A 13,857-nucleotide genomic window follows, 5' to 3' on the forward strand; every position below is an offset into this window, starting at 1 on the left:
GTCCGGTCTGGTGGCGCTGGGGCTGGCGTTGATGGGCCGTGCGTTCGCGCAGACGCCCTATGCCGGCCCGCTGTTCGACGCCCACCTGCACTACAACGACGAAGCCTGCGTGCACGACACGCCCTCGCCCGGGTGCCCGCACCCGCTGACCGACGTGCTCGCGCGCATGCAGCGCAACGGTGTGCGCGCCGTGCTCGCCAATTCCCGACCCAACGCCGGCACCCTCGCCCTGGCGGGCGCGCGCGAGCAGACCCGCGCCGCCGGCGTGACGGTGGTGCCCTTCGTGCGCCTCTACCGCAACCGCGCCGACTACAGCGGCTGGTTCGCCGACGGGACCATCGCCGAGATGGTGCAGACCGAGCTGGCCCGGGGCACACCGGCCGGCGCCTACCGGGGCCTGGGTGAATTCCACCTGTACGACAGCGCCAACGCCAACGGCCCCGTCGCGAAACAGCTCATGGCGCTGGCCGAGCAGAAGGACCTGGCCATCCTGGCCCACGTGGACGACGTGGCCATCGACCTGCTGATGGCGAACACGCCGTCGAAGGGGCAAAAGCAGCTGTTGATCTGGGCGCACACCGGCATCTCCGGCGCGCCTGTCGCGCGGGTCGACGAGCTGTTCGCGCGTTACCCGCGACTGATGGGTGAACTCTCGTACCGCCCCGGCCTCACCTGCGACGGTGGCCAGCTCTGCCCCGAGTGGCGTGCGCTGCTGCTCAAGTACCCCGAGCGTTTCATGATCGGCTCCGACACCTGGGTCAACCAGCGCTGGCTGTACTACGACGAACTCATGCAGGGCTACCGCGCCTGGCTCGGCGGGCTGCCCGCCGACGTGGCGCGCCGCATCGCGTGGAACAATGGAGCGCAACTGTTTGGCCTCCACCAGAACGCCCCCGCCACCCGATGATCCAGCTGCATTACTTTCCCAGCACCGCCAGCATGGTGCCCCACATCCTGCTCGAAGAGCTGGGCCTGCCGTACGAGCGCGTGCTCGTGGACCGCACGCACGACGTGCAGAAGACCACGGCCTACCTGAAGCTCAACCCCAATGGCCTGATCCCGGTGCTCACCGACGGGGACCTGGTGCTGTACGAAACCGCCGCGATCTGCCTGCACCTGTGCGACACGCACCCGGCCAGCGGCCTGGCGCCCGCGCTGGGCACGGCCGAACGGGCGCATTTCTACAAGTGGCTGATGTGGCTGACCAACTCGCTGCAGGCCACGCTCATCGTCTATTTCTACCCCGAGCGCTGGGTCAACGCCGACAACGCGGCGGGGGCGGCGGAAGTGAAGCAGCACGCCGAAACCCGCGTGAACAACCTGCTCAAGCAACTCGACAACGAACTGGCCCGGCACGGCGGGCCGTGGTTCATGGGCGAGGCCTACTCGGCACTCGACCCGTATGTGTTCACCCTGTGCCGCTGGACACGCCACTTCGCGTCCTCGCCGGCCCGCGACAAGCGCCAGCTCGGGCCCTATCTGGAGCGCATGCTGGCGCGCCCGGCGGTGCAGCGCGCCCTGGCCAACGAAGGCCTGACCCCGCCCTTCGTCTGAGCGGCTGAGCGCAAGGCGCTCGGCCGCTGACCTGTTCTACCGGCCGGTCCGGGCCAGGTAGCGCTTGCGCCAGAACAGCACGCCCAGCACCCCGGCCGTGATCAGCATGGACCCCATGGCCCACCAGAAGCCCGACTCCTGATGCAGCAGGGGGATGAACTCGAAGTTCATGCCGAAGATGCCCGCGATCAGGTTCAGGGGCAGGAAGATCGCAGTCAGCGCCGTGAGCGTGCGCATGATGTCGTTGGTGCGGTTGCTCTGCGCCGAAAAGTGCATTTGCACCGCGATCTCGGCGTTTTGCTCCAGCCGGCGCACGTGGTGCACCACCCGCTCTATGTGCTCCAGCACGTCCCGGCTGCGCACCTTGATCAGCTCCAGGCCACGCTGCCCGCCGATGTGCTCGTCCGGCTCCCAGGCCGCCAGCGCCTCGATCCAGTCCTGGATGGCGGCGCGCTGGTCCTCGCAGATCTCGTCGAGGTGGTGCAGGGCGTTGCGCGCGTCCAGCAGCGACCCCCAGTTGTTGAAGCGGGCGGACGGGCGCAGCAGCTCGGCCTGCCAGTGGTCGAGCTGACGGGTGAGTTCGCGCCGCAACTCCAGGAAACCATCGACCATCAGGTTGACGATGCGAAGCATCAGGTCGGGCGGGCTGGCGGGCCACTGGGTGCCCACCGCGCGCAGCGTGGCGCTGCCGGGTGCCAGCAGCCGGGAGGCATAGCTCTCCAGAACCGTGCAGCCGGCCGGGTGCACGGTCAGCAGGATGCGGTCGAAGACCACAAAGCCGACCGGGCTGGTGTCGATGCGGCGCAGCACCGGTGGGCCGCCCCGCTTGAGCGGTGTGGTGAGCACAGCGCCCGGGTGCTCCAGGTCGGTTTCGCTGTGACCGGCGGCCAGGCGGCGGAACGCCAGCATGTCGTACCGGGAGGTGAAATCGTAGTGCGATGGCAGCTGGTTGTTCAGCAGGTCCGAGAGGTGCAGGTCCACCAGCGGTACGCCGCACAGCAGCTGCAGCGTCGCCTGCACGGCCGCCAGTTCAACCTCCAGTTCACGCCGGCCACAGGCGATCCAGACAAAACCTTGCCCGGGCAGCTGCTGGGGCAGTTCCGAGGTTTCGATGACGCCCGAAGGCTGGATGTGGAAGACCCGCATGGGAGGGGGCTCAGCCGCGCAGCAGCCGGGCCGCGTCGCGCGCGAAGTAGGTCAGCACACCGTCGGCGCCCGCGCGCTTGAAGGCCAGCAGGCTTTCCATCATCACCGCGTCGTGGTCGAGCCAGCCGTTGAGGGCGGCCGCCTTGAGCATGGCGTACTCGCCACTGACCTGGTAGGCGAAGGTCGGCATGTGGAACTGATCCTTCACGCGGCGCACGATGTCCAGGTAAGGCATGCCGGGTTTGACCATCACCATGTCGGCGCCTTCGGCGATGTCCAGCGCCACCTCGCGCAAGGCTTCGTCGCTGTTGCCCGGGTCCATCTGGTAGACCTTCTTGTCGGCCTTGCCGAGGTTGGCGGCCGAGCCCACGGCGTCGCGGAACGGGCCGTAGAAGGCGCTCGCGTACTTGGCGCTGTAGGCCATGATGCGGGTGTGGACAAGGCCTTGGGCCTCCAGCGCCTGGCGGATCGCGCCGATGCGACCGTCCATCATGTCGCTCGGCGCCACCATGTCCACGCCGGCTTCGGCCTGTGTGAGCGCCTGCTTCACCAGGATCTTCACCGTCGGATCGTTCAGGATGTAGTTGTTGTCGTCCAGCACCCCGTCCTGACCGTGGCTGGTGTAGGGGTCGAGGGCCACGTCGGTCATCACCCCCAGCTGGGGGAAGTGCTGTTTCAAGGCGCGCACCACGCGCGGCACCAGCCCATCGGGGTTCATGGCCTCCTGGCCATCGGGCGTCTTGAGCGAGGCATCGATCACCGGGAACAGCGCCATCACCGGAATGCCCAGCTTCACACAGTCCTCGGCCACCGGCAGCAGCAGGTCCAGGCTCAGGCGCTCCACGCCCGGCATGGAGCCGACCGCCTCGCGCCGTTGGGCGCCATCGAGCACGAACACCGGGTAGATGAAGTCCGCCGGGCTGAGCCGGTGCTCGCGCACCAGGTCACGGGTGAAGGCGTCGCGGCGCAGGCGACGGGGACGGGAAAGGGGGTAGGGGGCGGGGGTGTGCATCCTGTTATTGTGGCAAAGACGCTCCATGCCGGGCGCGGCAACAGGACCGGTGGCGCCAGCCGGCCACAACGGGATGTTGCAAATCGTAAAAAAACCGCGATGATTGAACACTGCAGTAGTTTGTATTCACTCTGCCGCGAAAAAACGCAGCCACCGGGTGTGACAAAGAGCCCGGGTGGTGTTCTTTTCAACCTTCGCCAGTGCCGTTCCGACCTGTTTCTGCGTCGTCTTTGCGACCACCCGATCAGCCCGGAACGGAGGGCGCCAGCTTTTTCATGAACGAGCCCTGCCATGCAACCAACCAAAACCAGCAATGCGAAACCGCCCGCAGCCAACAAGCCGGGTGCCCCTGCGGAAGCTGACGCCTGGTCCCTGGACGACCATTGGCCCGAACTGCTGTCTTCGCTGTCGGACCAGTTCACCGAAAACGTGAGCGCGCTTCAAAGCCAGATCGACCAGTTGCTCGCCAAAGGGCGCATCACCAAGCTGGAGCACCGCACGCTGAACGTCCCGGCCGAGCGCATCAAGCTCGCGGGCATCAGTGCGCAGCAGATCCAGCGCTTTTACGGCGGACGCATCCGGCAGTCACACGAAAAAATCAACATGGCAGACCTCGTTGAGGGTGTGTTGCAGGAGCGCAAGCAGGAGCTGGGCATCCTCGGCATTGCCTTGCGGCGCAAGCTCAAACCGGTGGAAGTGCTCATCGATCCGACCGTGGCGCACACCTTCGTGAACGCGGTGCTCGACTGGGGCCTGCCGTTCGGCAACCGGGTGGATGTGCGCGTGGACCTCAACGCCTGGCCGCAGCACGCCCGCTTGCTGATGCGCGTGTCGAACGACGGTGTGCCACCGTCGAGCAGCACGTCCTCGGACAGCCTGAGCTGGATGCTGATCCGCCAGATCGCATTGGCCGCCGGTGGCATTGAGGTGACCCGTGATGTTTCGGGCGAGGGCGTGAGCTTCACGGCCCTGTTCAACCGGACTGTTCAGGCGGTGGACGGCATTTCTGCGGTGGAACTCTCGGACGAACACTCATCCATGTTCAAGTCGCTGTCAGGCACCTACGTGCTGACCATCTCTCCCAGCCTGCAGATCCGTGCCGATGTGCGCGACGCACTGCGTGAGATCGGCATCTCGTCAGACAGTGTGGTGGATTTCAACCAGGCTCGCGATGCGATCAAGGGACGCATGCCCAACCTCATTGTGGTTGACTCCGAGATCAAGGACGAGAACTTTGATCGGTTCCGCAACGAGCTGTTGCGTGAAGTGTTTGAGTTTCCCTTTGTCGAGATTTCGCCGGACGACAGTTCGTTCGACATGTCGGGATTTGGGGAGTTTTCCATGGCCAAAGTGGGTCGGGGGAACATTCGGGAAGCCCTTGGGACCGCTGTGATGTTCGAGTTGGCCAAAATGATGTAATACCTTGTAACTAAAAACAAATGGTATGCTCAAACACCCTGTCAGACCTGACAGGGTGTTTTGTTTATTTACCGGTTTTTGTTGTAACATATGCACCGAGCGTGCTCTAGGGTGCGCTCCCCGCTTTTCCTCCCTGAGCGGGTGCCTTAGTGTGTGACAGCAAAAAGGCTTCCTGACCCGGCCCTGTGGCCGGGTTTTTTTTGCCTGCTCGCCGGCCTGATGGTGAAAGCGCGGCATGAGGACGCGGCTAAACTGGCCTGATGCTCTGGGTCAAGTCCTTTCACATTGTCTTTGTGGCCAGCTGGTTCGCTGGGCTGTTCTATTTGCCGCGCATCTTTGTCAACCTGGCGATGGTGCCTCCTGAGAGCGTGGCCGAGCGCGAGCGCCTGCTGTTGATGGCCCGCAAACTCATGCGTTTCACCACGATGCTGGCCGTGCCTGCCCTGGCGCTGGGTGTCTGGTTGTGGATGGGCTACGGCATTGGCTGGGGGGCGGGCAACGGCTGGATGCACGCCAAGCTCGCCCTGGTCCTGCTCATCCTCGGATACCACCATACCTGCGCTCTCATGCTGCGCCGCTTCGAGCGCGGGGCCAATCGGCGTGGGCATGTCTGGTACCGTTGGTTCAACGAGGCGCCGGTCATCATGTTGGTGATGGTGGTCGTGCTGGTGGTTGTGAAACCCTTTTGATGCCCAGGGGGCATCCGTGACGCCACGTTCCTCCGCCATGCCTTTGGCGCTGCTGTTTGCGGCACTGGTGGTGTACGCGAGCCTCTACCCATTTGTGGGCTGGCGCTGGCCGGGCGCTCCCATCACGAATTTTGTCGGCGCACCTCTTCCTCAATATTGGACAGGCTTTGATGTGGGTGCCAACCTGGTGGGTTATGGCCCATTGGGCTTCTTGCTGGCGGTGGCCTTGTTGCGCTCCGGGTGGGGTCGCTGGGCATGGCCCCTCGCAGTGCTGGCGGCGGCCAGCCTGTCGCTGGCGGTCGAGTCACTCCAGAATTTCCTGCCGATGCGCGTGCCCTCCAACCTGGATTTCGCACTGAACGCGGCCGGCGCCGCGCTGGGTGTCTGTTTCGCATGGATTCTGGAGCGTCTGGGTGGTTTGCGGCGCTGGAGCCAGTTCCGTGCCGACTGGTTCGAGCCGCAAGCCCATGGGTCGCTGGTGTTGCTGGCGCTGTGGCCTTTTGCGCTGCTGTATCCGGTCTCCGTTCCCTTTGGCCTGGGGCAGGTGTGGGACCGTCTCGAAGGAGGGCTGGCCCGGTTGCTTGCTGAGACCCCCTTTCTGGAATGGGTGCCTATGCGGGCTGAGCCTGTGTTTCCCTTGAGCCCGCTGGCCGAGGCGCTCTGTGTGGCATTGGGGTTGCTGACGCCATTGCTCATGGGTTACGGCGATGTGCGCTCTGTGTGGCGCCGGCTGGTGTTTCTGGTGATGCTGTTTGTGGGTGGATTGGGTGCAGCTGCGTTGTCCGCCGCCCTGACCTACGGCCCGGACCACGCCTGGGCCTGGATCAATGGGCCGGCCATCATGGGCATGGGGCTGGCTTTCATCGCGGGCTTGGCCGCGTTGTTTCTGCCCCGCCGCCTCTGTCACGTGGCGCTGTTGATGGGGCTGGCTGTGTCGTTGAGCTTGCTCAACCGGGCGCCCGTGAGCGCCTACTTCGATCAATCACTGGAGGTATGGGAGCAGGGGCGTTTCATCCGCTTCCACGGCCTGTCCCAGTGGCTGGGCTGGGTGTGGCCTTTCGCCGCGATGGTGTTTGGTCTGCGCGCAGTGGCCCGGTCGTCTGTGGGGCGGTAGGCACGCCACTAAAATCCGCCGATGGTTGAAAACAAATCCTATTACGAACGGCATATCTTCTTCTGCCTGAACCAGCGCGACAACGGCGAAGACTGCTGTGCCCAGCACAAGGCGCAGGCGGCCTTTGATCGCTGCAAGAGCCAGGCGAAAACCCTGGGCCTGCTCGGGCCAGGCAAGGTCCGGGTCAACAAGGCCGGTTGTCTGGACCGGTGTGCGGGCGGGCCCATCGCGGTCGTGTATCCCGAGGCGGTCTGGTACAGCTACGTTGATGAACAGGACATCGATGAAATCGTGCAATCCCACCTGCGTGATGGCGTGGTCGTGCAGCGACTGGTCACGCCGTCCGATGTGGGCCGCTGATGTCGGGTGGCCCTGTGTTCGAGTCTGTGAGGGGCGACCGTCGTGAATGCTCAGACTGAACACCTCACCCAGGCGGGTCCGGCAGGCACCTTGGAGTTGGCGATCGACCGGCCGGCCTCGGCACCCCTCGGCACGGCCGTGCTGTCCCATCCGCACCCGCTGCACGGTGGAACCATGACCAACAAGGTGGTCCAGACCTTGGCTCGGGCCTGTGTGTTGGCGGGCTGGAATGCCGTGCGCTTCAACTTTCGCGGGGTGGGGGGGAGCGCGGGCGTGTACGACGAGGGTCGCGGAGAGTTGTCGGACCTGTTGTCTGTGATTGATGTCCAGGCGCCCGAAGGGGCGCTGTGCCTGGCGGGGTTTTCGTTTGGCGCCTTTGTCACCAGCCATGCGGCTGCCCAGTTGCACCCCAGACGTGACATCCAGCGGCTCATCTTGGTGGGCACGGCTGCCAGCCGGTTTGATGTGGCGCAGGTGCCTCCCGAGCTGCATCTGCGCAGTCTGGTGGTTCATGGCGAGCAGGACGACACTGTGCCGCTCGCTTCGGTGATGGATTGGGCTCGGCCCCAGACTTTGCCGGTTCTTGTGGTCCCTGGAGGGGGCCATTTTTTTCATGGCCAGTTGCCACTGTTGCGCGAGCTGGTGTTGCGTCACCTGCGAGCCTGAACGGCAAGCGGGATTTTTACTTTTCTGGAACCGGATGTTGCTGCGTCGCCTGTCTTTCTCCTGTCTTCTCTCGCTGACCTTGTGTCTGCCCCTTCCTGCCTTGTCGGCTTTGCCGCAACCGCCCGAGGTGGCTGCGCGCGCTTACCTGCTGCTGGATGTCACGTCCGGGCATGTGCTGGCCGCCAAAGATCCGGACAAGCCGGTGGAGCCGGCGTCCCTGACCAAGCTCATGACCGCCTACCTGGTGTTCGACGCGCTGAAGTCGGGCAAGCTCAGTCTCGCGCAGACCTTGCCTGTGAGCGAGAAGGCGTGGCGGATGCCAGGTTCGCGCATGTTCATCGATCCCAAGATGAAGGTGCCTGTCGAGGACTTGCTCAAAGGCATGATCGTGCAGTCAGGCAACGATGCCACCATGGCGCTGGCCGAAGGCGTGGGGGGCAGTTCCGAGCGCTTTGTGGAGATGATGAACCAGCAGGCCAAGGCGCTGGGCATGACCGCCAGTGCCTTCAAGAATCCCGAGGGCCTCACCGTGGCAGGCCACACCACGACCGCGAGGGATCTGGCCACTCTGGCCACCCGCCTGATGCGGGACTTCCCCGACTTTGTGCCGTACTACGCCATCCAGCGCTACCGCTACCCGGGCACGCCAGGCGCCAACGACACCAACCGCAACCTGTTGCTGTTTCGCGATCCCAGCGTCGATGGCCTCAAGACAGGGCACACCGATGCTGCCGGTTATTGCCTGGTGGCCACCGCTCACCGGCCGTCGGCTGCGCTGGGGGCTGGGCCGCAGGGGCAGCGCCGCCTGCTCAGCGTGCTGCTTGGGGCGTCCAGTGAAAACGCGCGAGCTGCGGAGAGCCAGAAACTGTTGAATTGGGGTTACACCGCCTATGAAGCGGTGCGTCTGAGTCCCGAAGGTGCGCCTGTGAGCTCGCCCCGTGTCTGGAAAGGGAAGAGCGATGTGGTCAAGCTGGGCAAGCCGGAGGGTGTGGTGGTTTCAGTGCCTGCGGGCGAGGGCGTGCGCCTCAAAACCGAAATCACCCGCCCCGATCCGCTGGTGGCCCCATTGCAGCGCGGGCAGCAGGTGGGCGTGCTGCGCGTGCGACTGGGCAGCGGCGACCCGGTGGCCGATGTTCCCCTGACGGTACTCGAGACGGTGGAGGAAAGCGGGATGCTGGGCCGCGCCTGGGATGCCCTGCGCCTCTGGATTCAGTGATCCCGCTGGCTCTCACCGGTGGTGTTTCGCGCTTGCTCTGCCTGTGAATAACGCCTGCCCAACGGGCGGTGTTTGGCACAAGTGTGGGCCCGTGATATAGTCGAAGGCTCTTCGGAAATTTCCGAGGAGATCTCGTCTTCGCTTTTTTCAAACGTTTAGGGACGTTTCTTTCATGCCAACCATCAATCAACTCGTGCGCCACGGCCGGGAGGTCGAAAAGACCAAATCCAAGAGCCCGGCCATGGAAAACTCTCCGCAGCGTCGCGGTGTGTGCACCCGTGTGTACACCACGACCCCCAAGAAGCCCAACTCCGCTCTGCGTAAAGTCGCCAAGGTGCGCCTGACCAACGGTTTTGAGGTCATCTCCTACATCGGCGGCGAAGGCCACAACCTGCAGGAGCACAGCGTCGTGCTGGTTCGCGGCGGTCGTGTCAAGGACTTGCCTGGTGTGCGTTACCACATCGTGCGCGGTTCGCTGGACCTGCAGGGTGTGAAAGACCGCAAGCAGTCGCGCTCCAAGTACGGCGCGAAGAAGCCCAAGGCCAAATAATCCTGGTTTCTCGGTGTTTGGCCGGCCGGCAAGCCGTGTCGAGCGTAGTGACCCCAAAGCGCCATGTCGGCGTCGGGTCGAGTAAGTGAGGGCCTTGCTGGGTTCTCGCGGTGTCTGAAAAGACGCCAACTGAAGCAAATTTGAGGTGTAAAAATGCCACGTCGTCGCGAAGTCCCTAAACGTGAAATCCTGCCGGATCCCAAGTTCGGCAACGTCGAGCTCTCCAAGTTCATGAACGTGATCATGGAAGGCGGCAAAAAAGCTGTCGCCGAGCGCATCATTTACGGTGCGCTGGAGCAGATCGAGAAAAAGACTGGCAAAGACCCGGTCGAAGCCTTCTCCATCGCCATCAACAACGTCAAGCCCATGGTGGAGGTCAAGTCCCGCCGCGTGGGTGGTGCGAACTACCAGGTGCCCGTTGAAGTGCGCCCGGTCCGTCGCCTGGCGCTGTCGATGCGCTGGATCAAGGAGGCCGCGCGCAAGCGCAGCGAAAAGTCCATGGCCATGCGCCTAGCCAACGAGCTGATCGAGGCCACCGAAGGCCGTGGCGGCGCCATGAAGAAGCGTGACGAAGTGCACCGCATGGCCGAAGCCAACAAGGCGTTCAGCCACTTCCGCTTCTGATTTTTTGCGGGTTTCAATCGAGCCCGCCAGCTTTGTCAGAAGCAAGCCCGCTGGCCCCAAAAGGGTCGCGGGCTTTGGTACTTAATTTTGGAGAAATTTCATGGCACGCAATACGCCCCTTGAGCGTTATCGCAACATCGGTATTTCGGCGCACATCGACGCTGGCAAGACCACGACCACCGAGCGCATCCTTTTCTACACGGGTGTGAATCACAAGATCGGCGAAGTGCACGACGGCGCGGCCACCATGGACTGGATGGAGCAGGAGCAGGAGCGTGGCATCACGATCACCTCCGCTGCCACGACCTGCTTCTGGAAAGGGATGGACAACTCCTTCCCTGAGCACCGTTTCAACATCATCGACACCCCCGGCCACGTGGACTTCACCATCGAGGTGGAGCGTTCCATGCGCGTGCTGGATGGTGCCTGCATGGTGTACTGTGCCGTGGGTGGCGTGCAGCCCCAGTCGGAAACCGTTTGGCGCCAGGCCAACAAGTACAAGGTGCCGCGCCTGGCCTTTGTGAACAAGATGGACCGTACCGGTGCCAACTTCTTCAAAGTCGTCGATCAGATGAAGCTTCGCCTGAAAGCGACGCCAGTGCCGATCGTGATCCCCATTGGCGCTGAAGAGCACTTCACCGGCGTGGTGGACCTGCGCAAGATGAAGGCGATCATCTGGGACGAAGCTTCCCAGGGCATGAAGTTCACCTTCGAAGAAATTCCAGCCAACCTGCTTGAGCAGGCCAAGGAATGGCGCGAAAAAATGGTGGAAGCTGCGGCCGAAGCCACCGAAGAGCTGATGAACAAGTACCTCGAAGAGGGTGATCTCTCCGAGGCAGAAATCACCGCGGGGTTGCGTGCCCGCACGCTGGCTTGCGAAATCCAGCCCATGCTGTGCGGCACCGCCTTCAAGAACAAGGGTGTGCAGCGCATGCTCGACGCGGTGGTCGAGTTGCTGCCGTCTCCGGTGGACATTCCTCCCGTGGGTGGCACCAATGAAGACGAAGAGCCTACCAGCCGCAGGGCCGACGACGACGAAAAGTTGTCCGCGCTGGCGTTCAAGTTGATGACCGATCCGTTCGTGGGTCAGCTGACTTTCGTGCGCGTGTATTCCGGCGTGCTCAAGAAGGGCGACACCGTCTACAACGCGGTCAAGGGCAAGAAAGAGCGCATCGGCCGTATCGTGCAGATGCACGCCAACAACCGCCAGGAAGTGGAAGAAATCCGCGCTGGTGACATTGCTGCCTGCGTGGGCCTGAAAGACGTGACCACTGGAGAGACCCTGTGCGACCCGTCCGCCATCATCACGCTGGAACGCATGGTGTTCCCGGAGCCGGTGATCGCCCAGGCGGTCGAACCCAAGACCAAGACCGACCAGGAGAAGATGGGCATTGCCCTCAGCCGCCTGGCCGCCGAAGATCCGTCGTTCCGCGTGCGCACCGACGAAGAATCCGGTCAGACCATCATCGCCGGCATGGGCGAACTGCACCTGGAAATCATCGTTGATCGCATGAAGCGCGAATTCGGTGTGGAAGCCAACGTGGGCAAGCCGCAGGTGGCTTACCGCGAAACCATTCGTGGCACCGTGGAAGAGGCCGAAGGCAAGTTCGTGCGCCAGTCCGGCGGCAAGGGCCAGTACGGCCACGTCGTGCTGAAAATCGAGCCGCAGGAAGCCGGTAAGGGCTTCGAGTTCGTCGATGCGATCAAGGGCGGCGTGGTGCCGCGCGAATTCATTCCGGCGGTTGAAAAGGGTGTGAACGAAGCCCTGGGTCAAGGCGTCTTGGCCGGTTACCCGGTGGTGGATGTCAAGGTCACGCTGCACTTCGGCTCGTACCACGACGTGGACTCGAACGAACTGGCATTCAAGATGGCGGCGATTTTCGGTTTCAAGGAAGGCTGCCGCAAGGCCCAGCCGGTCATCCTCGAACCCATGATGGCTGTGGAAGTGGAAACGCCGGAAGACTACGCCGGTACCGTGATGGGCGACCTTTCCAGCCGTCGCGGTATGGTGCAGGGCATGGAAGACATGGTCGGTGGTGGCAAGGCGATCAAAGCCGAAGTGCCGCTGTCCGAAATGTTCGGCTACTCGACCTCGCTGCGCTCTGCGACGCAAGGCCGTGCCACCTACACGATGGAGTTCAAGCACTACTCCGAAGCTCCGCGCAACGTGGCAGAAGCCATTGTTGCCGCGCGCTCCAAGTAATTCAGCCGGTCTGCGATCACGCGCCGCCCTGTCCCCGTGCGGGGCGAATCAGCAGTGTGGTGCAGACCTAAAACCATGACACGGGTTTGTTCTTTCTAGGAATTGAAAAATGGCAAAAGAGAAATTTGAGCGGACCAAGCCGCACGTGAACGTAGGCACCATTGGCCACGTGGATCATGGCAAGACGACGCTGACGGCGGCCATCACCACGGTGCTGGCGTCCAAGTTTGGCGGCGCGGCCAAGGCCTACGACCAGATCGATGCGGCTCCGGAAGAAAAAGCCCGCGGCATCACCATCAACACCGCCCACGTGGAATACGAGACGGCCAACCGCCACTACGCCCACGTTGACTGCCCCGGCCACGCTGACTATGTGAAAAACATGATCACCGGCGCTGCCCAGATGGATGGCGCCATCCTGGTGTGCTCGGCCGCTGACGGTCCCATGCCCCAGACCCGCGAGCACATCCTGCTGGCCCGCCAGGTGGGCGTGCCTTACATCATCGTGTTCCTGAACAAGTGCGACATGGTGGACGACGCCGAACTGCTCGAACTCGTTGAAATGGAAGTGCGCGAGCTGCTCGACAAGTACGACTTCCCCGGCGACAAGACCCCCATCGTGCACGGCTCGGCCAAGCTCGCCCTCGAAGGCGACAAGGGTCCGCTGGGCGAAGAGGCCATCATGAAGCTGGCCGAAGCGCTGGACACCTACATTCCCCTGCCTGAGCGCGCTGTGGACGGTGCCTTCCTGATGCCTGTGGAAGACGTGTTCTCCATCTCGGGTCGCGGCACCGTCGTGACCGGTCGTATCGAGCGCGGCATCATCAAGGTCGGCGAAGAAATCGAGATCGTCGGTATCGCCGACACCCAGAAGACCACCTGCACGGGCGTGGAAATGTTCCGCAAGCTGCTGGACCAGGGTCAGGCTGGCGACAACGTTGGTATCTTGCTGCGCGGCACCAAGCGCGAAGACGTGCAGCGCGGCCAGGTGCTGTGCAAGCCCGGCTCGATCAAGCCGCACACGCACTTCACCGGCGAGATCTACGTGCTGTCCAAGGACGAAGGTGGCCGTCACACGCCGTTCTTCAACAACTACCGCCCGCAGTTCTACTTCCGCACGACGGATGTGACCGGTGCCATCGAGCTGCCTGAAGGCAAAGAGATGGTGATGCCGGGTGACAACGTGTCGATCACGGTCAAGCTGATCAACCCCATCGCCATGGAAGAAGGCCTGCGCTTCGCCATCCGCGAAGGTGGTCGTACCGTCGGCGCTGGTGTCGTCGCCAAGATCATTGCGTAAAGGA

General features: G+C 63.3%; 14 protein-coding genes. 12 read left to right on the forward strand and 2 right to left on the reverse strand.

The annotated features are described in order from the left end of the window. The first annotated feature begins 31 nt into the window (after positions 1–31). Entirely contained in the window at positions 32–907 is an 876-nt protein-coding gene (locus tag IM738_RS22895) for an amidohydrolase (protein WP_236966388.1), read from the forward strand. Then, positions 904–1,554, forward strand: a complete 651-nt coding sequence (locus tag IM738_RS22900; protein WP_236963333.1) for a glutathione S-transferase family protein — start codon at positions 904–906, stop codon at positions 1,552–1,554. Before IM738_RS22895 ends, IM738_RS22900 begins: the two co-directional genes overlap by 4 nt. Positions 1,555–1,590: 36 nt before the next feature. On the opposite strand, the gene IM738_RS22905 is transcribed toward IM738_RS22900, so the two are convergent. Continuing rightward, the gene (locus IM738_RS22905; protein ID WP_236963334.1) at positions 1,591–2,700 is read right to left on the reverse strand and encodes a magnesium transporter CorA family protein; all 1,110 of its coding nucleotides are present in this window, start codon (positions 2,698–2,700) and stop codon (positions 1,591–1,593) included. Positions 2,701–2,710: 10 nt separating this feature from the next. Further along, positions 2,711–3,712, reverse strand: coding sequence for a porphobilinogen synthase (gene hemB / locus IM738_RS22910; RefSeq protein ID WP_236963335.1), 1,002 nt, complete (start codon positions 3,710–3,712; stop codon positions 2,711–2,713). 291 nt (positions 3,713–4,003) lie between these two features. Here hemB and IM738_RS22915 point away from each other — a divergent pair, with 291 nt between their 5' ends. From IM738_RS22915 to tuf, 10 genes are all read left to right on the forward strand, one after another. Beyond that, complete coding sequence (locus IM738_RS22915; protein WP_236963336.1) at positions 4,004–5,131, forward strand: hypothetical protein; 1,128 nt, start codon at positions 4,004–4,006, stop codon at positions 5,129–5,131. Positions 5,132–5,391: 260 nt separating this feature from the next. Further along, positions 5,392–5,820, forward strand: a complete 429-nt coding sequence (locus tag IM738_RS22920; RefSeq protein WP_236963337.1) for a CopD family protein — start codon at positions 5,392–5,394, stop codon at positions 5,818–5,820. 37 nt (positions 5,821–5,857) lie between these two features. Next, positions 5,858–6,934, forward strand: a complete 1,077-nt coding sequence (locus IM738_RS22925; protein ID WP_236966389.1) for a VanZ family protein — start codon at positions 5,858–5,860, stop codon at positions 6,932–6,934. Positions 6,935–6,955: 21 nt separating this feature from the next. Then, positions 6,956–7,294, forward strand: coding sequence for a (2Fe-2S) ferredoxin domain-containing protein (locus IM738_RS22930; protein ID WP_236963338.1), 339 nt, complete (start codon positions 6,956–6,958; stop codon positions 7,292–7,294). Positions 7,295–7,336: 42 nt separating this feature from the next. Further along, positions 7,337–7,960: an alpha/beta hydrolase gene (locus tag IM738_RS22935; RefSeq protein ID WP_236963339.1), complete on the forward strand. Its 624-nt coding sequence runs from the start codon at positions 7,337–7,339 to the stop codon at positions 7,958–7,960. A gap of 34 nt (positions 7,961–7,994) precedes the next feature. Beyond that, complete coding sequence (locus IM738_RS22940; RefSeq protein WP_236966390.1) at positions 7,995–9,176, forward strand: D-alanyl-D-alanine carboxypeptidase family protein; 1,182 nt, start codon at positions 7,995–7,997, stop codon at positions 9,174–9,176. A 172-nt stretch (positions 9,177–9,348) separates the two neighbouring features. After that, positions 9,349–9,726 (forward strand): 30S ribosomal protein S12, encoded by a 378-nt coding sequence (gene rpsL / locus IM738_RS22945; protein ID WP_056266875.1) that lies wholly within the window; start codon positions 9,349–9,351, stop codon positions 9,724–9,726. A gap of 153 nt (positions 9,727–9,879) precedes the next feature. Beyond that, on the forward strand, positions 9,880–10,350 hold the full coding sequence (rpsG, locus tag IM738_RS22950) for a 30S ribosomal protein S7 (protein ID WP_068169697.1): 471 nt from the start codon (positions 9,880–9,882) through the stop codon (positions 10,348–10,350). A gap of 100 nt (positions 10,351–10,450) precedes the next feature. Next, positions 10,451–12,553: an elongation factor G gene (gene fusA, locus IM738_RS22955; protein WP_236963340.1), complete on the forward strand. Its 2,103-nt coding sequence runs from the start codon at positions 10,451–10,453 to the stop codon at positions 12,551–12,553. A 109-nt stretch (positions 12,554–12,662) separates the two neighbouring features. Beyond that, on the forward strand, positions 12,663–13,853 hold the full coding sequence (gene tuf, locus IM738_RS22960) for an elongation factor Tu (protein WP_236963341.1): 1,191 nt from the start codon (positions 12,663–12,665) through the stop codon (positions 13,851–13,853). Positions 13,854–13,857 lie beyond the last annotated feature (4 nt).

The organism is Hydrogenophaga sp. SL48, assembly GCF_021729865.1.
Lineage (GTDB): Bacteria > Pseudomonadota > Gammaproteobacteria > Burkholderiales > Burkholderiaceae_C > Hydrogenophaga.